This window comes from Micromonospora sp. CA-246542 (assembly GCF_050942905.1).
In the GTDB taxonomy this organism is placed as follows: Bacteria; Actinomycetota; Actinomycetes; order Mycobacteriales; family Micromonosporaceae; genus Micromonospora.
Window position 1 is genome coordinate 4,100,032 of record NZ_CP192040.1, and the last position, 23,658, is coordinate 4,123,689.

The 23,658-nt window shown below is 70.1% G+C and carries 22 protein-coding genes and 2 pseudogenes; 14 read left to right on the plus strand and 10 right to left on the minus strand.

The genetic code is table 11. The features are described 5' to 3' along the window. The first annotated feature begins 44 nt into the window (after positions 1-44). Positions 45-1,237: pseudogene (locus tag ACQP0N_RS19240) on the plus strand (sensor histidine kinase). Next, positions 1,234-1,860 (plus strand): response regulator transcription factor, encoded by a 627-nt coding sequence (locus ACQP0N_RS19245; RefSeq protein WP_355048217.1) that lies wholly within the window; start codon positions 1,234-1,236, stop codon positions 1,858-1,860. Before ACQP0N_RS19240 ends, ACQP0N_RS19245 begins: the two are co-directional and overlap by 4 nt. Here ACQP0N_RS19245 and ACQP0N_RS19250 read toward each other — a convergent pair. From ACQP0N_RS19250 to nhaA, 5 genes and pseudogenes are all read right to left on the minus strand, one after another. Beyond that, positions 1,861-3,650: pseudogene (locus ACQP0N_RS19250) on the minus strand (gamma-glutamyltransferase family protein). It abuts the gene before it with no gap. Between the two features lie 71 nt (positions 3,651-3,721). Continuing rightward, the gene (locus ACQP0N_RS19255; protein ID WP_433112478.1) at positions 3,722-7,759 is read right to left on the minus strand and encodes a discoidin domain-containing protein; all 4,038 of its coding nucleotides are present in this window, start codon (positions 7,757-7,759) and stop codon (positions 3,722-3,724) included. A 148-nt stretch (positions 7,760-7,907) separates the two neighbouring features. Continuing rightward, positions 7,908-9,692 (minus strand): alpha/beta hydrolase, encoded by a 1,785-nt coding sequence (locus ACQP0N_RS19260; protein ID WP_433112481.1) that lies wholly within the window; start codon positions 9,690-9,692, stop codon positions 7,908-7,910. Between the two features lie 112 nt (positions 9,693-9,804). Continuing rightward, complete coding sequence (locus ACQP0N_RS19265; protein WP_433112484.1) at positions 9,805-10,791, minus strand: LuxR C-terminal-related transcriptional regulator; 987 nt, start codon at positions 10,789-10,791, stop codon at positions 9,805-9,807. Between the two features lie 63 nt (positions 10,792-10,854). Beyond that, positions 10,855-12,786 carry a Na+/H+ antiporter NhaA gene (gene nhaA / locus ACQP0N_RS19270; protein ID WP_433112487.1) on the minus strand — a complete coding sequence of 644 codons (1,932 nt, stop codon included), beginning with the start codon at positions 12,784-12,786 and terminating at the stop codon, positions 10,855-10,857. Between the two features lie 58 nt (positions 12,787-12,844). On the opposite strand from nhaA, the gene ACQP0N_RS19275 reads away from it, so the two are divergent. From ACQP0N_RS19275 to ACQP0N_RS19290, 4 genes are read left to right on the plus strand one after another with little or no spacing between them, the layout of a single operon-like run. Beyond that, entirely contained in the window at positions 12,845-13,324 is a 480-nt protein-coding gene (locus ACQP0N_RS19275; protein WP_433112490.1) for a YbaB/EbfC family DNA-binding protein, read from the plus strand. Then, complete coding sequence (locus ACQP0N_RS19280; RefSeq protein ID WP_433112493.1) at positions 13,311-13,631, plus strand: type VII secretion target; 321 nt, start codon at positions 13,311-13,313, stop codon at positions 13,629-13,631. The genes ACQP0N_RS19275 and ACQP0N_RS19280 overlap by 14 nt, the downstream gene beginning before the upstream one ends. Then, positions 13,628-14,788 (plus strand): WXG100 family type VII secretion target, encoded by a 1,161-nt coding sequence (locus ACQP0N_RS19285; protein ID WP_433112496.1) that lies wholly within the window; start codon positions 13,628-13,630, stop codon positions 14,786-14,788. Before ACQP0N_RS19280 ends, ACQP0N_RS19285 begins: the two co-directional genes overlap by 4 nt. Before the next feature lies 1 nt (position 14,789). After that, a complete protein-coding gene (locus ACQP0N_RS19290) occupies positions 14,790-14,987 on the plus strand; it encodes a DUF4926 domain-containing protein (protein WP_433112498.1) in 198 nt (65 codons plus the stop codon). 70 nt (positions 14,988-15,057) lie between these two features. On the opposite strand, the gene ACQP0N_RS19295 is transcribed toward ACQP0N_RS19290, so the two are convergent. Together ACQP0N_RS19295 and ACQP0N_RS19300 are read right to left on the minus strand one after the other, a co-directional pair. After that, entirely contained in the window at positions 15,058-15,450 is a 393-nt protein-coding gene (locus ACQP0N_RS19295; protein ID WP_433112501.1) for a DUF2267 domain-containing protein, read from the minus strand. 49 nt (positions 15,451-15,499) lie between these two features. Further along, positions 15,500-15,916 carry a DUF2267 domain-containing protein gene (locus ACQP0N_RS19300; RefSeq protein WP_433112504.1) on the minus strand — a complete coding sequence of 139 codons (417 nt, stop codon included), beginning with the start codon at positions 15,914-15,916 and terminating at the stop codon, positions 15,500-15,502. Positions 15,917-16,342: 426 nt separating this feature from the next. Here ACQP0N_RS19300 and ACQP0N_RS19305 point away from each other — a divergent pair, with 426 nt between their 5' ends. Further along, on the plus strand, positions 16,343-16,600 hold the full coding sequence (locus ACQP0N_RS19305) for a hypothetical protein (protein WP_433112507.1): 258 nt from the start codon (positions 16,343-16,345) through the stop codon (positions 16,598-16,600). Positions 16,601-16,645: 45 nt separating this feature from the next. Here ACQP0N_RS19305 and ACQP0N_RS19310 read toward each other — a convergent pair whose 3' ends face one another. Then, positions 16,646-16,897: a hypothetical protein gene (locus ACQP0N_RS19310; RefSeq protein ID WP_433112510.1), complete on the minus strand. Its 252-nt coding sequence runs from the start codon at positions 16,895-16,897 to the stop codon at positions 16,646-16,648. Continuing rightward, positions 16,894-17,196 carry a DivIVA domain-containing protein gene (locus ACQP0N_RS19315; protein WP_433112513.1) on the minus strand — a complete coding sequence of 101 codons (303 nt, stop codon included), beginning with the start codon at positions 17,194-17,196 and terminating at the stop codon, positions 16,894-16,896. The genes ACQP0N_RS19310 and ACQP0N_RS19315 overlap by 4 nt, the downstream gene beginning before the upstream one ends. A gap of 230 nt (positions 17,197-17,426) precedes the next feature. On the opposite strand from ACQP0N_RS19315, the gene ACQP0N_RS19320 reads away from it, so the two are divergent. The 7 genes from ACQP0N_RS19320 (at position 17,427) to ACQP0N_RS19350 (ending at position 22,901) form a co-directional block, all read left to right on the plus strand. Beyond that, on the plus strand, positions 17,427-18,314 hold the full coding sequence (locus ACQP0N_RS19320; RefSeq protein ID WP_433112516.1) for a helix-turn-helix domain-containing protein: 888 nt from the start codon (positions 17,427-17,429) through the stop codon (positions 18,312-18,314). Next, a complete protein-coding gene (locus ACQP0N_RS19325; protein WP_433112519.1) occupies positions 18,307-18,510 on the plus strand; it encodes a DUF397 domain-containing protein in 204 nt (67 codons plus the stop codon). The genes ACQP0N_RS19320 and ACQP0N_RS19325 overlap by 8 nt, the downstream gene beginning before the upstream one ends. Positions 18,511-18,617: 107 nt before the next feature. Beyond that, positions 18,618-19,049, plus strand: coding sequence for a hypothetical protein (locus ACQP0N_RS19330; RefSeq protein WP_433112522.1), 432 nt, complete (start codon positions 18,618-18,620; stop codon positions 19,047-19,049). A 468-nt stretch (positions 19,050-19,517) separates the two neighbouring features. Then, positions 19,518-20,021 carry a hypothetical protein gene (locus ACQP0N_RS19335; RefSeq protein WP_433112525.1) on the plus strand — a complete coding sequence of 168 codons (504 nt, stop codon included), beginning with the start codon at positions 19,518-19,520 and terminating at the stop codon, positions 20,019-20,021. 68 nt (positions 20,022-20,089) lie between these two features. Continuing rightward, complete coding sequence (locus tag ACQP0N_RS19340; protein WP_433112528.1) at positions 20,090-20,425, plus strand: nucleotide pyrophosphohydrolase; 336 nt, start codon at positions 20,090-20,092, stop codon at positions 20,423-20,425. Positions 20,426-20,565: 140 nt separating this feature from the next. Next, on the plus strand, positions 20,566-22,473 hold the full coding sequence (locus tag ACQP0N_RS19345; protein ID WP_433112531.1) for a DNA/RNA helicase domain-containing protein: 1,908 nt from the start codon (positions 20,566-20,568) through the stop codon (positions 22,471-22,473). A 254-nt stretch (positions 22,474-22,727) separates the two neighbouring features. Next, the gene (locus ACQP0N_RS19350) at positions 22,728-22,901 is read left to right on the plus strand and encodes a hypothetical protein (RefSeq protein ID WP_433112534.1); all 174 of its coding nucleotides are present in this window, start codon (positions 22,728-22,730) and stop codon (positions 22,899-22,901) included. 27 nt (positions 22,902-22,928) lie between these two features. On the opposite strand, the gene ACQP0N_RS19355 is transcribed toward ACQP0N_RS19350, so the two are convergent. Then, complete coding sequence (locus ACQP0N_RS19355; protein ID WP_433112537.1) at positions 22,929-23,654, minus strand: hypothetical protein; 726 nt, start codon at positions 23,652-23,654, stop codon at positions 22,929-22,931. Positions 23,655-23,658: the final 4 nt, after the last annotated feature.

The window sequence follows — 23,658 nt, forward strand, 5'->3', positions numbered from 1 at the left end:
GGTGGTGGGGGCGGCTGTTCGACGCGCGGGACGCGCGGGTGCGGATGGTGCTGCTCGACCTCAGCGGGTTGTGTTACCTGCTCTTCGTGCCCCACTCCGCGTCCCTGCCGACACCGACACAGTGGACCCTCGCGGTGGCCGCGTTCGCCGTGGCGCTCGTGGCGTACCGCCGGCCGGTGGTCAACCTGGTGGCGCAGACGGCGTTGCTGGCGGTCGCGATCTGCCTCGTCGACGACATCACCATCAACCAGGTGGGCGCGAGTTGGGCCCTGCTCGAAGTCACCATGCTCGCGGGCCGGGCCCGCACGATCTGGCTGGCGGCCGGGCTGCTGACCGTTGTCGATCTGACCAACAGCATCGGTGACCCGCTGCGCCAGGTCGGCTCCGGCGTCGTCGGTCTGGGCCTGGAGGTCGGCGTCCCGGTGCTGCTCGGCCTGGTCATCCGGGCCAACCGGGAGTTGGGCCGGCAGGCGTTGGAGCGGGCGCTGGCCGAGCAGCGACGCCGCGAGTCGGAGGGCCGTGCGGCGCGCGCCGACGAGCGCGCGGCCATCGCCCGCGAGCTGCACGACGTCGTCGCCCACCACGTGGCGTCGATGGTGCTGCGCGTCGGTGTGGCCCGGCACGTTCTGACCGACCTCGATCCGCGGGTGGGCGAGGTGTTCGACGACGTGCACGGCACGGGCACCGCGGCCCTGTCGGAGCTGCGCCGGCTGGTCGCGGTGCTGCGCGACCCCGACGGGGTACGCGGTGACGCCGCGCTGACGGCGATCGAGCCCGCGGCGCTCCCTCGGCGCTCGGCGCCGCCGTCGACCGGGCCCGCCAGTCCGGCATCACCGTGGAGGCCGACGTCGACGCGGCGATCGGCTCGCTCGACGCGGTACGCGGACTGGCGGTGCTGCGGCTGACCCAGGAGGCGTTGACCAATGTGGCCCGCCACGCGGGGACGTCCGCGCGGGCACGCCTGGTGGTGGCGGTCCGGGACGGGGCCGTGAACTGGGAGGTCACCGACGACGGGGGTGGTGTCGACGGCGACCGCACGTCGACGGCGGTGCCGGCCGGCGGTGGTCACGGCGTCACCGGGATGACCGAACGCGTCGAGGTCCTCGGCGGCCGGCTGGAGGCGGGTCCGACCGGTACGGGCTGGCGGGTGCGTACCGTCCTGCCGAACACCCTGCCCACGCCGGCTCCCCGGGCCCGCGCGGCCCCGCCCGGAACACCCACCCGGAGGCCGGCGTGATCCGTGTCCTGCTCGTCGACGACCAGCACCTCATCCGCGCGGGCCTGCGCATGCTGTGCGACGCGCAGACCGACATCGAGGTCGTCGGCGAGGCCGACAACGGCCGCGAGGCGGTCACCCTCGCGGCGCGGCTCGTCCCCGACGTCGTCGTCATGGACCTGCGCATGCCCGGCGTCGACGGGATCACCGCGACCGGCCGCATCCTCGCCGAACGTCCCGCGACCCGGGTGCTGGTGCTGACCACGTTCGGCGACGACGACCACCTCTATCCGGCCCTGAGCGCCGGCGCGTGCGGTTTCCTGCTCAAGGACGCGCCGCCGGCCGAGCTGTTGGACGGCATTCGGCGGGCCGCCGCGGGCGACAGCCCGTTCAGCCCGGAGGTGCTGCACCGCCTCGTCCAGCGCGCGGTGCGGGCCCGCGTCGCGCCGCCCCGGCAGTATGACGGGCTCACCGCCCGCGAGCAGGACGTGCTGACCCTGGTCGCCGAGGGCCTGTCCAACACCGAGATCGCCGAGCGGCTCCACATCGGGGTCACCACCGTGAAGACCCACATCACGAGCCTCATGACCAAGACCGACAGCCCCAACCGGGTACGTCTCGCGCTGTTCGCGCGCGGCGCCTGACTAACGCCCACACGCGTAGCCCTGCATGCCCCTCGGGTTCGCGCCCGCGGCGAGCACTCCGGTGGCCGGGTCCCGGGACACGGCGCAGAGCCGACCGAGGCTCCACGCGTCGGCGAGCCGCACCTCGTGCCCGTACGCCCGCAGGGCCGTCACCACGGCGGCGTCGAGCCGGTCCTCCACCAGCAGCACGCCGGGCTCGCGGTCGCGGGGGTAGAACGACGACGGCACGCCGAGGCTGTGCCAGGCGGGCGCGTCGATGGCCTGCTGGAGGTGCTGGCCGCCGACGAGGTGACGCAGCAGGAAGGGCAGTTGCCACTGGTCCTGCTGGTCGCCGCCGGGCGTGCCGCACGCCAGGATCGGCTGCCCGTCGCGGAGCACCAGGGTCGGGCTGAGCGTGGTCCGGGGCCGGCGGCCCGGGACGAGCGACGCGGGCAGTCCCTCCTGGAGCCAGCACATCTGCAACCGGCTGCCCAGCGGGAACCCGAGCTCGGGGATCGTGGGTGAACTCTGCAACCAGCCACCGCTCGGCGTCGCGGAGATCATGTTGCCCCACCTGTCGACGACGTCGACGTGGCAGGTGTCGCCCCGGGTGACCCCGTCGGACCGTACCGTCGGCTCGCCCGTGGTGGGGTCCGGCACGTCGGCCCGGTGGGTGACGCCCGACCGCAGGTGGTCCGGCAGGCGCGGCTGCGCACCGCCGGGACTTCCGGGTCGCAGCTCGCCCGACGCGCGGTCCCCGATCAGGGCCGCCCGGTCCCGCGCGTACGCCGGGTCCAGCAGTGCCGGGGCGGGTACGTCGGCGCTGTCGCCGTACCACGCCTCGCGGTCGGCGAACGCGAGCGCCAACGCCTCGGCCTGGGCGTGGATGCCGGCGGCGCTCGCCGTGTCGTACGCGCCGTCGTCGTCGAGCGCGTCGAGCACCGCGAGGGTTTGGAGCAGCACCGGACCCTGGCCCCAGAAGCCGGTCTTGGCCACCGTGTAGCCCCGCCAGTCGAGGGTGGTCGGCGTTTCCCAGGTCGCCGAGTACGCGGCCAGGTCGTTGCCGGTGACCAGCCCGGCGTGTGCGCGTCCGCTGGAGTCGCGGAACGGCCGCCGGCTGAACGCGTCGATCGCCTCGGCCACGAAGCCCGTACCCCAGGCTCGGCGGGCCGCCTCGATCTGCGCCTCCCGGTCCCCGCCGGCCGCCCGCCCCGCCTCGACGAGTCGGCCCAGCGTGCGCGCGTACACCGGGTTGGCGAACCGCTCCCCGCGACCGGCGGCCGGCCGCCGCGCAGCCAGAGCTGGGCGGACGTGGGCCAGTGCTCCTCGAACAGCGACCGCACGGCCGCCACCGTCGCACCGACCGCGCCCACCAGCGGGTGGCCGGCGGCGGCGTAGCCGATCGCCGGCTCCAGGACGTCGGCGAGGGAGAGCGTGCCGTGGTCGCGCAGCAGCAGGAGCCACGCGTCCACCGCGCCGGGCACGGCCGCCGCGAGCGGGCCGGCGCCCGGGACGAGGTCCAGGCCGAGCGACCGGAAGTGGGCGATGGTCGCGCCGGCCGGCGCGGGCCCCTGCCCGCACAGCACCCTCGGACGCGGCTCGTGGGCGGTGGCGACGATCGCCGGCACCTCACCGCCCGGGCCGTTGAGGTGGGGTTCGACGACGTGCAGGACGAAGCCGGCGGTCACCGCGGCGTCGAAGGCGTTGCCGCCGCGTTCGAGGATTCCCATCGCCGACTGGCTGGCGAGCCAGTGCGTCGACGACACCATGCCGAAGGTGCCCTGCAGGGTCGGTCGGGTGGTGAACGACATGACAACACCTCACTGGGGGCCGGTGACACGGGGAGGCGACCCCTCGCGGAGCCGCCTTCCCGCGCCACATGCTAGGCCGCGTTGTACGCCTGGGCGGTCACGGTGGCCTTGCGGGCGAGGCCCGGCCGAGCCGGCCAGGAGATCCGCACCTCACGCGTCTCCCCGGGCAGCAGCCAGAGATAGTTGTCGTCGTAGCGGGCCGGAAGGATCCGCTTCCCGTGCTCGTCGCGCACGGCGAGCCGGACCATGGCGGCGACCGTACGGCCCTGGTTGCGGACCGTCGTGGTGACGGTGTTCCGGCCGTCCACGACGCGTACGCCGCTCGTCGACGTCGACAGGCGCGCGCCTGCCAGGGTGGTGAGCGCCCGCATCTGCTCGGCCTTGTCGTAGCGCCAGTAGGTGTTCTCCGCGAGCAACCGATCCCGGTCGTCGCGCAGCTCCAAGCGGACCAGGTGCAGCCCACCGCCGTCCGCCGCGGCGACGGTGAACACGGGCGTCGTCGACGAGAGCGCCACGTCGACCCGCTGACGCTGGGCGGCGCCCAGCGACCGACCGTTGAGGTCGTACCGGCGGGCGGTGACCGTCACGCCGGTGAGCGCGGCCGTGGTGTGGTTGACCACCCGGGCCTGCCAGGTCCCCGGGTCGGCCTGGACGTGCACCGGCTCGCACCCCTTGCGGGCGCCGTAGTACGCGCCGTTGACGTCCAGGTCGTAGTCGTACGTCTGCCAGACCGTGCTGTGCCACGCCGGGTGCGACATCCACAGCAGCAGGCCGGTGGCGTCCTGCCACAGGTTGGCGTTCCACGCCTCGAACATGGCCCGGTGGCTCTCGTAGTTGACGAGCTGCGCCCGGGCGGCGAACTCGTCGAGCGAGCCGGACGCGCCGAGCCGCGTGTCGATCGCGTCCTGGTACGTGCCGACGCGCTGGTTACCGATGGTCGACCAGTCGTGGTAGTTCCACACCTCGCCGATCGGCCACTCGGGAGCGTCGCCGACCAGGTTGCGCATGCTTTCGGCCACCGACACGACGGGCATGCCGATCTCGGTGTGGAAGCCGAACGAGTCGGCCTCGTAGATCGTCTTGTCGGTGTAGGTGGTCGGGTCGACCCAGCCGTACGGTCCGCGTCCGCTCACGATGCCGCTGGCGGAGTTGGGGATGTACAGGATCTCCGGGTGCTCGGTGGCGACGGCCTGCTTGAGGCCGGCGTCGACGATCGGCGGTGGGTCGCCCTCGTTCGCGCCGCACCAGACGACGATGCTCGGGTGGTGCCGGAACCGCCGGATCGTGTCGGCGGCGATGTCGACGTAGCCGGGCGGGTTGGGCAGGAAGCCGCCGGCCTGCCAGAAGTCGTTCCAGACCAGGATGCCCTGCTCGTCGCAGGCCCGGTACAGCTCCTCGCGGTTGCTGCTGCCCAGCCAGTTGCGGATCATGGTGAAGTTCATGTCGCGGTGCATCTCGACCGTGTCGGCCAGCCGGTCGGGCAGCACCCGGCGCAGCAGTTCGTCCCAGCCCCAGTTGCCACCCCGGGCGAACACCGGCACGCCGTTGACGCTGATCTTCAGCTCGGTGATCTTGTTGCTGACCGCCTTGACGTCGGTCCACGACTGCCCGTCGTCGGACACCTGGATGACGAAGTCGCGGGCGTACGCCTGCTCCCAGACGATCGTCACCTGGTCGAAGGTGGCCGGAGCACCGAGGTCGACGGCGATCCACTGGTTGTCCTCGAACGCCGAGGACCACCGGGTACGCGGGTTGCCGTCGACGGCCCGGTCCGGCCCGTTGGAGTCGCCGTCGGACGACGACGCGGTCGCCGTCCGGTGCAGCGCCAGGTCGACGTTCGGCTCGGCCTGCCGCTGCACCGACAGCCCCCACATCGAGACGCCCCACGAGGTGACCCGTGCGCCGGTCCGGATGCGCAGGTGGCGGGCGGTGCGGCTGGCGAAGGTCTCGACCTGGGTGGCGCGGCTGCCCAGCGGGGTGTCGTTGCTGACCGACGTGACGTCCGTCCACTCCTTTCCGTCGGCGGAGACCTGGACGCGGTAGTCGAGGGCGTACGCCTGCTCCCAGACGATGGTGACCCGGTCGAAGTCGACGGCGGCGCCGAGATCGACCTGGATCCACTGGTCGTCCTCGGCCTGCGAGGCCCAGCGGGTCGACACGTCACCATCGACCGCCTTGGCGGGCACGTTGGTGTCGTTCTCCGCCGACGAGGCGGTCGCGTCGCGGCGCAGCGCGAGGTCCGGGCCCGAGCCGTCGGCCACCGACAGGGCGTACATCGAGATGCCCCAGCCGGTGGCGCGCTGGCCCGCCTGGATACGCACGTGCCGGGCGTGCTGGCGGTCGAACGTGACGGTCTGCGTGGCGGCCCCGTCGACGAAGTCCAGCGGAGGCTGGCCGGGCGGGGAGATCACGACCGGCTGGTGCCAGTCGTAGCCGAACTGGCGGACACCGAAGCGCACCTCACGCCGGTCGCTGACCGCGCGCTTGACGGTGGCGGTGAGCGTCAGGTCGTACAGGTGCGGCTCGCCGTAGCCGTTGGGCCACCAGAGGCGGGGCTTGGCGAGCCGCAGGGCCCCGAAGCGCTCCGGCGCGAAGGTGACCGTCGTGGAGGCGTGGGCGGGGATGGTCACCGTCGACTCGACGCGTACCTTGTCGAACTCCGCGCGCACGGTGACGGTGGCCGCGGTCGCCGTGGCGTTGCGCACGGGCACCCGGATGGTCACCTCGGCCGTGCCGGTGTCGGGCAGTTTCGGCAACGTGGTCTCGACGTGCGGGTCACCGACGACCACGGCACCGGTGCTGCGCAGCCGCACGTGGTCCCACAGCCCGGTGACGCGGTCGCGGACGGCGGGCATCCAGTCCCAGCCGGACACCGCCAGGTAGGTCGGCGCGTCGAGGTAGTGGTGGGCCGACTGGAGGAAGGTGCGCCCGTCCGGGCCCTTGTCCCCGGGGGTGCCGACGTGCGGCATCGGGGTGACCCGTACCGCCAGGACGTGGTCGCGGCGGCCCGCGAGGGCGTCGGTGATGTCGAAGGCGGCCCGCGCGAACGGGTGCTGCACGCCGCCGACCTGCACGCCGTTGACCCAGACGGTGGCCTCGTGGTTGATGCCGTCGAACTCCAGCCAGATCCGGCGGCCGGCCGAGGTGTCCAGGCCGCGCGGCAACCGCAGCGCCCGCCGGTACCACCAGGTGTGCCGCGACAGCGCCTCCGGGATGCGCAGGTTGTTGAAGCCGGCGACCGGGTCGGGCAGGTGCCCCTGCTCGACGAGGGTGCCCAGCACGGTGCCGGGCACGGTGGCCGGCAGCCACGAGCCGACGTCGACACCGGCCCGGGACAGCTCGGCCCCGTCGGTGGTGCCCGCGAAGTCGTCCATGGTCAGCGACCAGCCGGATTCCAGCGCGACCGTGCCGTCCGGTGCCACCGTCGGCTCGGGCGCCCGGCCGGTGTTGCCGCCCTCCCAGCTCGTCCAGCCCTCCGCCTTCGGGCGAGGTGCCAGGGCGACGCCGTAGACCTGGAAGCCGTTCAGGCCGACCGGATTGGTGTTCGACCGCCCGGTGACCGTCATCCGGACCCAGCGCGCGGTGACCGGCTGTGGGAGGTTGATGGCCTGTACGCCGCCCTGACCGTCGGTGGTCTCGTACACCGACCGCCAGTCGCGGCCGTCGGTGGAGACCTCGATGCGGTACGCCGTCGCGGCGCTGGAGAGGATCTCGTCGCCGTCGGTGTCGGTGTAGTTGCCGTCGAACGGCCCGTCGGCGAGGGTCGCCTCGAAGACCAGTGTGACGGCCTCGACGCGGCACTGCGCCTGGAGGTCCACCGAGATCCACTGCGGATCACCGTTCGCGGCCCGCCATCCGCTGCCCCGTACGCCGACCTGGGGCAGACCATCCACGGCGAACGTGGCGGGCGTCGGCGCGTAGTCGGTCGAGGAGACCGCCACCGGGCGGTATCTGGCCAGGTCGGTGGTGGTCGACGGGCCGCCGGCCGGCGGCGCGGCGGCGGCAGCAGCGACCGCGTCCGGCAGGACGGCGGTCACCCCGACCGACGCCAGCAGCGTCGCTCCGGCGGAGAGGAAGGTACGCCGCGAAACGGGCGATGGCTCGGACATTGCGCCTCCAGGGTGGCAACGTTGTCAGGTGATCGGGGGTGGTTGACAACGTTGTCAGATGGTGGCCCGATGTTTCCCGGGAGTCAAGAGGCCGCGTCCTATCCACTGGGGAGCGGGCGGCAGGTCGCCGCCCGCTCCCCGATCGGCGTCACTCCGGGTACGACGGTCCCGGCTCGCTGCGCAGCATCCGCTTGAGCATGCGGTTCGCGGCCCGCATGTCGTCGGTGATCAGACGGGTCCGCACCGTCCCCTTGCCGGTCAGCTTGCCGCCCACCTCGAACACCGCGCTCTCGCCCGGCAACGGCACCGCCTGGCAGCCCGTGTACGTCTCGGCGGGCAGCCGACCGTCCAGCAGGTAGGCGTAGACCGGGTCGTCCACGCACGGGGTGTAGTACGGGAAGACGCCGTGGCTGCCCTCGTTGTCGACGCTGATCATCGACGCGCCGGGGAGCTTCTTCGAGGCTGCCAGCGCGCCCTCGTACGCGGTCGCCACGTCGAGTTCGTCCTGGAGCATCAGGACCTTCGGGAAGGTCTTACGGTCGAACTTCGGCATCCGGTTGCTGGTCGGCCAGTACGCGCACGCCGGCGGGTTCTGCAGGTACGGGGCGACCAGCGGCGCATCCCGGGTGAGGCGTCGACTGAACGCGTTCCAGTGCGCGATGCTGTCGTTCCACTGCCCGTCCTGGCAGCGGATCACCTCGAAGACGTAGTCGATGTCGTACGTGTACTCGTCCGTGCCCTGGGTCAGCAGGGACCGGTCATGCTGGGTCTTCAGCGTCGCCTGGGCGGCGACGCGGGACTGCTCGATGTACGCCCGGTCGTCGACCGTGATGCCCGGCGCGGCGAGCAGCTTCGCGGTCGCGGCGCTGAGGATCTGCTCGGGCGTCCAGCCGTTCCACTCCTCGTAGTACTGGATGACGGTGTTCACCGCCGCCGCAGCCGTCGGATAGTTCTGGGTGTCGTAGAGCGCGCCGAGGATGAACCAGCCGAACATGAACGGCCCCATGCCGACGCGGGTGCCGCCGGCCCGCTCGAACATCTCCCGGATCTTCATCGGGTCGCTGCCCCGGCCGTACAGGTCGTCGTGGCGGGCCATGTACGGCAGCAACTGCTCCTGGAACGCCCGGTCCCGGGTGAACGGTTGCAGGTCCCAGGTCTCCTGGAGCGTCGGCGAGCCGACCGCCGCCACCGAGTCGAGCACCATCCGGCCGGTCCGGCTGCCGAACGTCGCCGCGTACCAGGTGCCCAACCACGTGCCGTACGAGTAGCCGAGGTAGTTGAGCTTGCGCTCGCCCAGCAGCACCCGGATGAAGTCCATGTCGTACGTGGTCTGCTCGGTGGTGATGTACTTCGTCAGCTCGGTGCTGCGGCACCCGCGCACGTTGGCCTGGGTGATCAGGTCGTTGGTGTTGTCGGTGTCGCGGTAGGTCACCGTGCAGAGCAGCGGGGTGCTCTGCCCCACCCCGCGCGGGTCGAAGCCGATCACGTCGTACCGCTCGGCGAGGGCGGGCGCGGACCGCGCGACGTACGGGGCCAGCGACAGGCCGCTTCCGCCGGGGCCACCCGGGTTGACCAGCAGGATGCCCGCACGGTCGCGGCCGGACGCGGCGGTGCGACTGATCCGGACCTGGATCGTCTTTCCGTCGCGCGGGTGGTGCCAGTCGCGCGGCACGGTGACCGTCGCGCAGGTCAGGCGCAGCTGCGCCTCGTCCTCGGGGCTGACCTCGGTCAGCCCGCACGGCTCCCAGCTGAGCCGCTGGGTGGCCAGGGTCGCGGCCAGGGCGGCGGTGTCCGGCTCGCTGGCCGTGGCCGCGCTGGCGGCGGTGCCGGCCGCGCCGCTGGTCAGGGCCGCCGCGACCAGGGTCACGGCGAGCAGGGCGGCCGGCCGGCGCACGCGGCGTGGGTGGCGCGACCCGGTCGTGGGATGGGGCATCGTCCCGTCCTCTCAGACAGCGATTGATCGAACGGCCTTCACCCTGGCCCAGGAGTGTTTCGCCGCCGCCGTCCCGCCGTGACGAAGACCGGTCATGGCAGGATCCGGCCAGTTACAACCAGCCGCGGCGGGTGGCCTGCACGCCGAGTTGGAACCGGCTGCGCGCGCCCAGCAACTCCTGGAGGCGGCTGACCCGACGGTGCACCGTGCGGTTGCTGACGCCCAGGTCACGGGCGATCGCCTCGTCGGTCAGGCCGGCGGTGAGCAGCGCGAGCAGCCGCTGGGTGGCCACTGTCGGCTCGGCGTCCGGTTCGGCGGTGTCGGCGGTGGCGTGGATCGGCGCTCCGAGTCGCCAGAACACCTCGAACAGCTCGGACAGCCCCTCCAACAACCGGGAGCGGTGCACCAGCACCGCGTCGGCCTCGTCACCGCTGGCCCGGGGCAGGACGACCAGACCACGGTCGACGTCGGCGAGCATCATCTTCAGCGGCAGCTCGGGAAACACGCGCGCCTGCTCACCGGCGGCGACCGTGGCGCGCACGGCCGCCAACATCGCCTCGTCGTGCAACAGCTCGCCCTCGTACACGCAGCGGTACCGCCGCCCGCGCCGCAGCGCGTCGTACTGCACCTCCTCCGGCACGCGGGTGGTGTCGCGCAGGTACGGCCCGCGCTCCAGACCGCGTACCTCGGCGCGGGCGCCGGCCTGCAACTGGCGGAACAGCTCGCGGACGGCGTCCTTGCCCTCGATGACCTCGACGAACGCGGCGCCGGCGCCGTGCACGGCGGTGTAGAGCCCGGACAGCGTCTCGGCGGCGGCGCGCGCCCGGACGGCCTCCATCTCCCGCAGCGCGGCCCAGTTCTCCAGGGCGGTGCGCGGTGGCCGGACGTGCAGCACGCCGGCGTCGTCGCGGTGCACGGCGCCGCTGCTCAGCAGGCCGGCGAGCGCGCGCGTGGCCCGTGGCGAGGCGGTAGTCAGAAACGTTCGCTGCGCCACCGGCGCCACCCGCAGCAGAGTTTGATAGACGTCCACGGCGTCCGCCGTGAGCGGGAGCGATTCCACGTCCAGGGCGGGCGTCACGGCGGGGGGACCGATCCGCATGCCGGCGATCGTAGAGCGCATCGGCGTCGACGGTTCACGCAGGTCGGAGCGCATTTATTGCGATCATTCCGCAGCCGTGTCCCCACCCTGGCCGGGCTCGCGACGGTACTCGGGTTGCAGCCGTGCGCTCGTGAAAGCCGACTTCACCGCCGCCGTGAGCGCGGCGATGTCGTACGCCCCGTGGTGGCGCTGGCCGTTGACGAAGAAGGTCGGCGTGCCGGTGACGCCGCTGAGGTCGGCCGACTCGACGTCCTCGGCGATCCGGTCGACGCCCATCCGCTTGACCATGTGCTCCCGGAACTCATCGAGATCCAGGCCGAGCTGCTCGGCGTACCGCAGCAGGTCGGCGGGGTTGAGCGCGTCCTGGTGGGCGAGCAGCAGGTCGTGCATCTCCCAGAACGCGCCCTGTTCGCCCGCCGCCTCGGCTGCCTCGGCGGCGAGCTGCGCGTGCGGGTGGACGTCGGTGAGCGGCAGGTGCCGCCAGACGTACCGGACGTTGGCGAAGTCGGCCAGCAACTCCCGGACCGCCGGCTCGGCCTGCCCGCAGTAGGGACATTCGAAATCGCCGTACTCCACCACCGTCACCGGCGCGTCGAGCGACCCGCGCAGGTGGTCGCGCTCCGGATCCACCGGAAGTTTCAGGTCGACGATCCCCATGGCCATGCCGAGCAGCGCACGCGCGCGCCGCGTGGGCGAGAGCCGGGCGACGATCCGGAACAGCAGCCAGGTGAGGACGGACGCGCCCACCGTCGCCACGAGGATGCCGAGCTTCGCCTCGTCCAGCGCCGGGCCGTGCAGGGCGTGGTTGGCGATCAGGAGCGCCACGGTGAACCCGATACCGGAGACCGTGCCGACCCCCAGGACGGCGACCCAGCCGACGGGCGGCCGGAACCGCTCGCCACTGAGCCGGGTCACCAACCACGAGGTGATCACGATGCCGACCGGCTTGCCGACGACGTACGCCGCCACCACGCCGAGCGTGACCGGAGACGTCACGGCCCGGCCCAGCAGCTCACCGTCGATGACGATCCCGGCGTTCGCCAGCGCGAACAGCGGCACGATCACGTAGCTCGCCCACGGGTGGTAGAGGCTCTGTAGTCGTTCGTTCGGTGACAGCGCGGCGGTCAGCCCGGCCTGGGCCATCCGGGCGAGCTTGGGGGTGGGCTGCTCCCGGAAGAGGCGGAACTGGTCGCTCGCCCACTGCAGGTCCTTGCGGCCCGGGTCGTACGCGTAGGTCAGCAGCCCCATCAGCAGGCCCACCACGACCGGGTCGACGCCGGACTCCGACACCGCGAGCCAGGCCGCCACCCCGAGCAGCGTGTAGAACCAGCCGTGCCGGATCTTCCAGACCCGCAGGAGGAGCACGACGGCGAAGATCAGAGCCGCGACGAGCAGCGCCCTCGGCGAAGAGTGCGACGGGTAGGCGACCGCCAGCACCGCGATCGCCACCAGGTCGTCGACGACCGCTACCGTCAGCAGGAAGGCCCGCAGCCGGTCCGAGAAACGCGGCCCGAAGACGGCCAGCGCGCCGAGCGCGAGGGCCGTGTCCGTGGCCATCACCGCACCCCAGCCCACGGCGGTGGACCGCCCGGCGTTGATCGCCAGGTAGATCCCGATCGGCAACAGCATGCCGCCGAACCCGGCCAGCATCGGCAACCACAGCCGACGCCGCTCACGCAGCTCACCGATGTCGAACTCGCGGCGCAGCTCCAGCCCAGCGACCAGGAAGAAGAACGTCATGAGGCCGCTGTTGACCCAGGTACGCAGGTCGTGCGAGACGGGCCAGTCGCCGAGCCGGACCGACAGGGTGGTGCGCCACACCGACTCGTACGACGACGGGTGCAGGTTGGCCCAGGCCAGGGCCACCACGGCGGCGACCAGCACCACCCGCGCGCCGCCCGTCTCGGTACGCAGGAACGCGCGCAGCGGGGCGTTGATCCGCCCCTGCCAGGCCGTCCGGGCGGACCAGCCTCGGAGCGGATTGTTGCTCGTCACGGAGGCAATCTTCCTCGGCCGGACCGTCGCCCGGCGCGGATTCGCGATCGTCTCGGGCATGCACGGAATGCGACTGGTTGGTAGCGTACCGGTGATCTCGCTGGTGGCGGCCGGCGGTGGTCCCCTGGGGAGGGTCAGCATGTGGGCGGACGACGCCGCGCTCGACGCGGCAGAGCGCCGGCTCGACGAGTGGGAGTCGTCGCTCGCCGAGCGGGCGGAACGCGCGAAGACGCTGTCGGGGCGGATGCGGGAGCTGACCGGCACCGCCCACACCCCCGATCGGACGGTCCTGGTCACCGTCGACTCGGCTGGCCTACTGATCGACCTGCGGCTCGACGAGCGCACCCGGCACCAACCCGCAGCGCGCACCGCCGAACAGATCCTGGACACCACGAGAGCCGCGCGCTCAGACCTGCTGCGGCAGGTCGCCGAAGTAACCGCGGAGACCCTCGGCGACGATCCGAGCGCCCAGGCCATCGTCGACTCCTACCGCAGTCGGCTGAGCCATAATCCGGGGCCGAACGATGCCCAGCGGTGACGGCATCCAGGTCGACCCCGACGACCTGACCGCCCACGCCGCACGCCTCGACCGCTGCGCCGGCAGCCTCGACACCGCCCGACAGGCAGGCCAGCACGTCCGGTTGGGCACCGAGGCCTACGGTCAGCTCTGCGCACTGATGCCGACACTGCTCGACGGCCTCCAGCGGACCCTGGTCGACGGCATCGGCACCGCCGCAGGCTCGGTGCGGGACACCGCCGCAAAGCTGCGGACCAGCGCCGACCGCTACCGACACTCCGACGCCCAGGCCAAGCACCTCCTCGACGGGGTACGGCAGCGCCCGTGACGTCCAACCCGCTCGTCGCCGCCGCGGCGGACACCCCGCCCAGCGCCTGGGCGGGTGTGTGGATCTGCGAGGACATCGAACTCATCGCGCAGGGCATCCGCAGCGGCAGTTGGATCGACGGCAGCCTCGGCGTCGTGAGTGCCGGCCTCGACGCCCTCGCGTTCGTCTCCGACCCGGTCGGCGCACTGCTCCAGTACGGAATCGCCTGGCTCATCGAACACGTCAAGCCGCTCAGCGAGGCGCTCGACTGGCTCGCCGGCGACCCGGCGCAGATCACCGCACACGCCCAGACCTGGCGCAACGTCGCTGTCTCGCTCCGCGAGGAAGCAGCCGAGCTGACCCGCGCCGTCCGCGACGACGTCGCCGGCTGGGGCGGCAGCGCCGGCCCCGCCTACCGCGCCTGGGCCGCTGAACAACACCAGGCCATCACCGGCCTCGCCCAGGGCGCCGACACCATGGCCGCCATCACCGAAGGCGCCGCCGGCCTGGTGGCCGCCGTCCGGCTCCTGGTCCGCGACGCCATCGCCACCTGCGTCTCCCGCCTCATCACGTACGCGGGCGAACTCGTCTTCACCGGCGGACTCGCCACACCGCTGGTCGTGGAACAGGTCACGACGCTGGTCGCGTCGTGGGGAGCGCGGATCGCACGGTTGCTTCGTGCCCTGCTGGCCAGCCTGCGACGGCTGATCCCGGAGGTACGCCGGCTCGGCGATCTCATCGAAAAGCTCAAGCAGGCGCTCGGGCGGCTTCAGAAGCTGTCGCCCGGCTCGCCGAGGCCCGACAAGCCCGAGCCGACCAGAATTCCGGGTGATCCCAGCCGACCGGACTTCAGTAAGGCCGAGATCGACTCACGGAAGATCACCGCCTATGCCATGAACCCGGAGCACCCGGTCGGCAAGAACAAGTATCGCGTCATCAACTCGGCCACCGGCCTCGGTCCGGACGACGCCGACGTCATCATGCAGCAGATCCGCGAAGGCGTACTCGCCGGCAAGCCTCTCCAAGGCAAGGCAGACGATTTCGGCCAGCGGTGGTCGGTGGACCTTCCTCTGACCGGGCCGGATGGCACGATCACCGTCCGCACGGCCTGGATACTGGAGAACGGGGCATCCACGCCTCGGATGGTGACCATCTCGTTCCCGCCGAAGGAAGGCTGACATGTTGGAGCTGTACGACGTGGTTGAGCTCCGAGAAGCCATTCCGGGGGAAGAACTGCCCGCCGGAACAGTGGGGACGATCGTCCACATTTTCAGCGGTCCCCCGGCTGCGTACGAGGTCGAGTTCGCCGATGCCGATGGCCGTACCGTTGCCATGGTCACGCTCCGAGCCGACCAGCTAGTTCACCGAGGCGCGTAGACGATCAGCCTGGCGTATCGAAACCCCGCCCCGCGCACCGTACCCGGATCGGGCCAGGACACGACTCGGTTCAGGCCCCGACGCTGCGGTCCACCGGACGGAACAGCCGCCGGAAGTCGCTTGGCAGTTCCGATTCCAGGTTCTCGCTGTCTTCCGCGCTCACCACCTCGCGCAGGGTAGTCAACACGGCGCGGGCGCCCTCAGCGGTTCGCTCGCCATTCGTTCCCGCGCGGACCCCTACCTCGTTGAGAAACTCCACGAGGTCGATCCGTTCGGCGAAGTCCACGTCCTTGTACAGGTACCCCCGCAACTCCTCGGGGACCTGGGTGGCAAGGTGCCGCGCCTCTCCACCACCGATCCCTTCCGCCAAGGCCGTCAGCGTGGCTCCGACGACGTTCGCCGCCTCCGGCGCCGGCATTCGCGCCCGCTTCCCCACGGTTTCGAGAAATTCGGCGTAGTTCACCAGGTTCTCCTTCCGGACCGGTTGGGGTGCGTCGCGGAATCCGTGCGGGCTATCCGGAACGGTGCCGGCTATCGGCCCCCACCGGTTCGATCACCTGCCGGAACTCCTTCGGAAGCTGGGCCATCGCGTCCTCGAACTCGTCACGGGAAACAGCCTCGCGCAACGTGGTGAGCACCGCGCGGACCCCGGGATCCGCGAGCCGACGGTCGATCGCCGGGTGGTCCGCCACCCGCCGCACGAACTCGTCGAGCCCGAACGGCTGGGCATTTTCCTGCCTTCGATGCGGTGGCGGCTTGCGCAGGTGATCGTCGAGCCCGTCGGGAAGCTGATAGGCGAGATCCTCAGCCTGGCCGGCGCTGATCCGATCCGCCAACGTCTCCAACGTCGCTCGGCTGACCGTCGCCGCTTGATCGGTCGACATCTTCGCCCGTGTGGCCACCAGGTTGACAAAATCCTCGTATTCCACCTGATTCTCCTCTCCGGCCCGATCACCGTCGAACCGCCGGTTGGTGCGCCCCTGCCCCGATGCGCCCCGTATCGGTTCGGTGCTCCTCGCTCACGCGTAAGGGGTCAACGTGGTCTAACTGGCTGGCCCCTGGGTTCCCGGCGACGGCGGAAGGATTCCCTGGCGTTCCCGCTCCCTGAGCTCGCCCGTGATCCCCAACTGGTCGGCGCGCACCCTCGCACCTCGACAACCTGCCGGAACCGGAGGTGAGCGCGCCTCATCCCAATCGGGCGAATCAGAGTGGTGGTTTCACCACCACCCGCCACCCATTCGGCCCGTTCTATTCAGGCCGCGTCGGTGGTTAGCCTTACACTCACCAACTTCGATGTCCCGGTCTCGACTCGGTGCGGAGCGCGTGCACTGTGGACGCCGACGAAAGGAGACTCCATGCGCGGACGCAGATGGGCGACGCTGGCGGTGGCGGCGACACTCACAGTCGGTGGGCTGGTCGGGACCGGCGCCGCCTCGGCGGCAGCCGACCCGCAGGGCGGCACGCTCCGCGGCGTCTACTACGACGGCCAGTTCTGCAACAGCTACGGCAGCGAGGGTGTGCAGACCGGCCAGTGGAGCTGGTACTACTGCGAGTACCGCCAGTACGGTCCCAACGCCCCCGGGTTCTACTTCCTCTGGAGCTTCACGTACTGAGCGTCGGTTCCGCCGCCGGCCCCGCTCGGCCGGCGGCGGCTCCCCTCATCGGCGTAGGCGGCGGGAGCATTCGCCGTCGTGACCGTCGCGCAGGAGGCAGCGCCGGCCGCCGGGCAGCCGTAGGTCGCAGAAGACCCGGTGGCGCAGGAACTGCTGGTCCTCCTCGGAGACGGTGGTCTCCCCCGGGTCCACCATCGGCAGCACCAGCATCCAGCGGCCGATGACCCGGGCCAGACGTTGCGCGGCGGGCAGATCGGCGGCGACGACGGGCAGGTGGACGACGTAGCGCTGGCTCATTGGACCTCGTCCCGCTCGTTGCAGGCGCGGGCCTGATCAGTCTGCCAGCGGCGCAGCCCGGCCGTGATCCGGACGGTCTCGCGGCGACTTTCGGCGAGGGCGGCGTAGACGGCGGCCATGTCGACGGCGACCCGGTCGAGGAAGGCGTACACGTCGTCCGGGTTCAGGCCGCGACGCCCGAGCCCGACGGGCGGGAAGCGGCGCTCACGCACCTGCCACGGCAACAGACTGGTGTACGCGCCGGAGCGGTAGGTCGCAGCACCGCGCGGCGGGTCCGGTCGCTGGTTTCTGGCGTTCATGTCTGCCTGCCTTCCTGACGCGGAGGGGCGAGGGTGTTCGGGGAGCACGGCGGCCGTTCGGGCGGACCGGCCGGCCGCCGTGCTGTGATCAGCCTGCGACACTCTGCATCGGAAACGCAACGTTCAATACTGCGATTTCCCCGTTGTGCATTGACTTTCTTTGCTGAAACCCGTAGGAGTTGCAGGAGTAGGTCACGCAGTGTTGCGCCATGGAACCAGGGAGTGTGCGGATGCCCGACGACATTGGATCGACCGTCCCGCGCCGGCAACTCGGCCGGCTGCTGCGGCAGTTCCGCAACGAGGCAGGGGTGACGCTCGACGCCGCCGCCGAAGCCCTCGAATACAGCCGGCAGAAGATCTGGCGCCTCGAATGCGGCCAGGGCTCGGTCCGGGTGCTCGACGTCAAGGCGATGTGCGAGCTGTACGGGGTGTCGCCCGAGATGACCGAGGCGATGCGCGGGCTGGCCGTGGAAACGAAGTCGAAGGGCTGGTGGCACGCGTACGGCGACGCCGTGCCCAACTGGTTCGAGCTGTACGTCGGCCTGGAATCCGCCGCTTCGCGGCTCAGAGGATTCGACGAATCTCTGATCCCTGGCATCCTGCAGACCAAGGGCTATGCCGACGCATTGTTCCGGCGCGGCAGGATCCTCAGCGACGAAGAGAGGGAGCGCGCCGTTCAAGTGCGGCTTCAGCGACAGGCGCTCCTCTTGCGGCGGCTCCCGCCAGCGCCGCGGCTGGAGTCGGTGTTGTCAGAGGCAGTGCTTCGACGCGCCGTCGGCGACCCCAGCGTCATGACCGCGCAACTCGACCTCCTCCTCAAGGTCTCGGAGCTACCGAATGTGTCCATCCGGGTGCTGCCGCTGGCTGTGGGACCGCAGCCTGGCGCTGTCGCTGGCACCTTCATGCTTCTCGACTTCCCGCCCACCAAGGGCGGCAGAGCAGCCCCAGAACCCTCGGTCGTGTACAGCGAGTCGCTGACCGGGGCGCTGTACCTCGACAAGCCTGACGAGTTAGCCGCGTACGAACGCGTCTGGGAAGGGCTGGATGCGATGGCGCTAGACGAGGCAGAATCAAAAGACATGATCAAGAGGATCTCCGGGGAGATGCGGCATGACTGACCTGACCGGCGCCCTCTGGCGCAAGAGCACCCGCAGCGGCGACAACGGCGGCGCCTGCGTCGAGGTCGCCACCAATCTCCCCGGTGTCGTCGCTGTACGCGACTCCAAGGATCAGGCCGGACCAGCTCTCACCTTCCACCCAACCGCTTGGTCCGCCTTCCTCGGCAGCGCCCGCGACAACGCGCTGATCCACTGAAGTCGTATACCCGGTAGCCACACGGCCGCGGGGACGGCCCTTGAAGTCCTATGCACGGGACCAAACGGCGGGTGACTCGCAGACTATCCGAACGCGAGACTCGTACAGTGACTCATCCCGATCCCTATCAGCAGTGGCAGCCCGCACCGACCGAGCAGCTACCGGTACCTGTTACTCAGCAATATCACGTTCCGATCCCCACACAGTCGGTCTACGTCGGACCCCAAGCGGTGCTCATTCCACAGAAATCCGCCGGTGCTGCCGTCGCCCTCGAGCTGATCCTGGGCCTGTTCGGCATCTTCGGTGTGGGCAACCTGTATGCCGGTCGCACGTCAACCGGAGTGATCCTGATGCTGTCCTTCTGGGGGCTCTTCTGGATTAACTTCCTTCTTATATTCGCTGTCGTCGGTATCGTGACGATGCCGCTGACGTGGATCGCATACCTGGTCCTAGGCCCTCTACTCGCAGCCCGTGGCGTCGAGCGACACAATGCGGATGTCGTAGCTGGTACTCACACAGCAATCACGCGCTCGTACTGAGTCCGCGCCGAACCAGTCCGTGCGTCCGGGCAGCTCTCGTCGTCATCCTCGCTGGCGGAAGGCAGTGATCAACTGACGGGCGGGTCCGCACCGCTGATCTGACCGACGCGAGACCGCTCGCCGTGGGTCACGGATGCCGCCTACGAGCTGGTGCGGGCCCGCCGCGGCCCCCACGAGGAGGCAGAAGCGGTACGGCACCGCTTCGCAATGCTTACGGAAGCGCAGGTCAAGGCCACGGAGGGCGGGCCCCGCACGTCGCCTTCGGGCTCCGACCGTATGCAAATTTCTCTTGTAGGAATTGTGGATCAACTACGGAGCCTGATGAACTCCGGCCACAGTGTTCAACCGATAGTTGTCTGACATGCGACCACGCCAATTCGGGCCGGATAGACGACAGCGCGCTTCTTCGCCCATCGGGCTAACCTCCTTTCGTCCGCCAATAAGGCAGCGATCCCGGAGGTGCCTGTCATGTTCATCGTGGCGACCCAGGACCCGAATACCCGCCGTCAATCCGAGGGGGCCGAATCGGGCGCGGCCGCGTGGGGCGCTCTCCTGCCCATCGACGCCGGACTCACGCAGGCGGAGGCGGATCGGCAGTTGGCCACCTACCTGGCGGGGGTGCAGGCGGGCGAGCCACTGTGCATCCGTGCGCACGGCAACGACGAGGAGATCGGTGACGCCGAGGCAGGTGCCAAGGACTGGGGTTGGACCTACAAGAAGCTGGCCCGGATGCTGGCCACCCACCTGACCGCCACTCCGAGCGTGGTCCTGATCCGCTCGTGCGCCGAGAAGGTGACCAACTTCCCCACTCGGATGGCGGTCCGCCTGGAGTCGGACTGGCCGGGCGCGAACCACCTCGACGGAGTCTCCATCTACGGTTACAACCTGTCTGTCAATATCAGCACACCGGTCCCCTCGCCTCAGCAGCTGACCAAGAACGTCCAGGTCCAACCGGTCGTCGTCTCGTTGTGACCGGCGAGCATCGCGCCACTGGTGTCGGCGTCGCATACCAACCCGGGACTTCTGCGATGCTCCCCACCATGAAAGACCTGACGAGTCACGTACGAGCGTTCGCCGAAGAGCGCGACTGGCAGCAGTTCCACACGCCGAAGAACCTAGCGATGGCACTCGCCGGTGAGGTCGGCGAATTGATCGCCGAATTTCAGTGGCTCACGCCTGAGCAGGCCGCTGCCGTCATGACCGACCAAGAGGCTGGCGCGCGGGTCAAAGCCGAGATTGGCGACGTCATGATCTATCTGACCCGGCTCGCCGACGTCCTCGGCATCGACTTGGTCGAGGCGGCTTCGCGCAAACTCGAGGAAGTGGCTCGTCGCTACCCGATCGACCAGGCTCGCGGGTCGGCGGCGAAGCGGTAACCGCAGGCAGCACCACCATGGCGCTGAGTTGATCTCTTCGCTACAGTCCATCACGTAGGAGCGCGTCACGACGGGCTTCCGGCGGCTGCCGGATACGCCCCCCATGCGCACGATCACTTCGTGCTGCCCGGGGGCAAGTGTTGTCAGCGTTCCGCACGTCCGCCGATGGTCTGCTGCGTCTGGTCGGCAGCGGCACACTCGCAGACCGGATCGTCGAGCAGATCGGCCGCAACGTGAGCCCGGCGGAACGCCGTTCCTGGTCGCGGAGCCTTGAGGTGCTGGGTCAGGATTTGGCCGACGCAGGGCTGGGCCAAGTCGAGATGCTTGTCGAGTACCAGCTACCGCTGACCAGCAAGCGGGTCGACGTGGTGCTCGCCGGTGTGGACCCGAGGACGTCCGACGACTCCTACGTGGTCGTTGAGCTGAAGCAATGGTCCTACGCCGAGTCCTACGAGGGTTCCGACACCCTCGTGGCGATCGAACACGCGCGTGGCCCGCGGCTGCATCCCGGCGTTCAGGTCGAGCAGTACTGCGAATACCTCACGGATTTCCTCGGTGTCCTCGCCGGACATCCCCACCCGGTGCACGGGGTCGCGTACCTACACAACGCGGTCGACCGCGACATCAGTGACCTGTTCGGCCGCCCGGCGACCGAGCAGAGCCGAATCTTCACGAAGCAGCGGCGTGGCCAGTTCCTCGACTACCTACGCACTCATCTGGCTCCGGCATCAGGCGCAGGCGCCGCCGACCGCTTCCTGACCAGCTCTGTACGGCCCAGCCGCCAACTCCTCAGGTACGCCGCACAGGAGCTGAAGGACCGCTCGCACTTCACCCTGCTGGATGAGCAGCGTGTCGCGTACGAGTTGGTCTTACACGCCGTTGAGCGGGCACGATCGGCGGACCGCAAGTCGGTAGTGGTCGTTGCCGGTGGACCGGGCAGCGGCAAGAGCGTGATCGCGCTGTCGGTGCTCGGTGAGTTGGCGCGCCAGAACCGCTCCGTCATGCACGCGACGGGCTCGCGGTCGTTCACCCAGACCTTGCGCCGGTACGCCGGCAAGGGGTCGACCCGGCTGAAAAACCTTTTCGGCTACTTCAACAGCTTCATGTCCGCCGAACGCAACGGGCTGGACGTGCTGATCTGCGACGAGGCGCACCGCATCCGCGAGACCTCTGTCAACAGGTTCACGCCGAAGGCCAAGCGGGAGAAGTCTCGTCCACAGATCGACGAACTGATCGCCGCCGCCCGGGTGCCGGTGTTCCTGCTCGACGAGCACCAGGTCGTGAAGCCGGGTGAGCTGGGCAATGTCGAGGTCATCTCGTCCCACGCGAGGCAGCTCGACCTGGAAATCGAGGTCGTGTCGCTCCACAGCCAGTTCCGCTGCGGGGGCAGCGAGACGTACGAGCAATGGGTTGTCGACCTGCTCGGCCTCGACGGCGATGAGCCGTCGGTCTGGACCGGCGACGGGAGGGTCGACCTGCGTCTCGCCGAGTCGCCGGAGGAGATGGAAGCCTTCCTCGCCCGCAAACAGGCGTCCGGGATCACTGCCCGGATGTCCGCCGGCTACTGCTGGCCGTGGAGCGATCCGCGTCCGGACGACAGCCTGGTGTCCGACGTCGAGATCGGCGCGTGGTCGCGGCCGTGGAATGTCAAGAGCGACCGCAGCGTCGGAGACGCGCCGGGCAGCGCGTTCTGGGCCACCGACCCGAACGGGTTCGGCCAGGTGGGTTGCGTGTACACGGCGCAGGGCTTCGAGTACGACTGGTCCGGTGTCATCATCGGGCCGGACCTGGTAGCCAGGGACGGCCAGCTGGTGACCCGACGCGAGGAGTCGAAGGATCCAGCGTTCCGCAGTCGCATGTCGGTCAGCGACACCGAAGCGGACCTGCTGATTCGCAACACCTACAAAGTCCTCCTCACCCGTGGGATGAAGGGCACGATCGTCTACTCGACCGATCACGAGACCCGGGAGTACCTCGCCTCGATGGTCAAGGTGGTCCGGCCAGTCGAGACTGTCTACGAGACGGCAATCGGAGATGACCTCGGCTGAGCTGACCACGGGCGGACCCCGCAGGGCTTCCCGCCGCGACGAATCCGGACGCCCGTGCTGGGGCGGTGTCTTTGTCGAGCAGCCCGTCCGTTTGCTGATGGCTGAGAATCTGGTGCTCAGGCTGCGCCGACAGTGCGCCTTGCCTCCGTTGCCGCGAGCCTCAGCTCGTCGGCACTGCCGATCTCTGCTCGACCGATCGCGAGCTAGCACAGCGGACGATATGACGTTCGCCCAAGCCCAGTTAGGTTGGGTGGATGCTGACGGCGGGAATCGATCTGGCGGCGGAGGCCACCAACACCGCCGTGGCCTGGATCCGGTGGGCGGCGACCGGAGCGGTGGTGGAGGACCTGGTTGTCGGTGCCGACGATGATTTGGTATGTCGCTCGCACCCTGATCTCCGGCATCGACACTTCCCCGCGTGGCCTTGAAGTCGGGCTGCGCGGGAAAGGCTTCTCTCAGCCCGGCAACGATGCCTTCATCACCAGCGAGGCCGCCGAGGGCGGGAGCGGAACATTGAGGACAAGTTCATCCCCGCGATCTTCGACCGGGCCGATCACCACCGCGACCTCGTAACGATCGGGCGTGGCCCAGATGTCGGGCCAGGTCAGGGATGGGCACAGCATCTCTCGCGGACCCAGCTGCAGTTTGTGAGGTTTGCCGGGTGCGAGATCAAACCCACTTCGGATCGTATCGATGCCCTGGGGACTGGGATCGCCCGGGTTGTTGACCATCGGCCCTCCGCCGACGATGACACCGTCCTTCAGATAGAGCACCTGAAGAAGCGATGGCGGACTGGAAGCCACATGGACCGCCCGCGTGGCGGCGAATGTGACCGTCACCGCTGGACCGGAGTCGTTCTTCACCTTGACCACCGAGGACACCTCTGCGGCGAGGGGGCCGCCCGGAGTGGGGATCGGCTGGTCGTAGCGGTCGCCGCAGACGTACACCCCAGGCTCCTCGGCAGTGGCGGTTGGCCCGGTGGGAGTCGACGGACCTGGACTCGCGCCGGTGCCGGTGGTCGGATCACCGCCGCCGACGATCCCGGCCACGGCGACCGTCACGAGCGACATCACCATGATCGAAGCAACGCCGGTTCCGGCGGCCAGCAGCCCTCGCCGTCGCCGGACACGTGCGCGCACGCGATCGGTGGCGAACGACGGCGGATCGGCCTCGTCTGCCACGCTT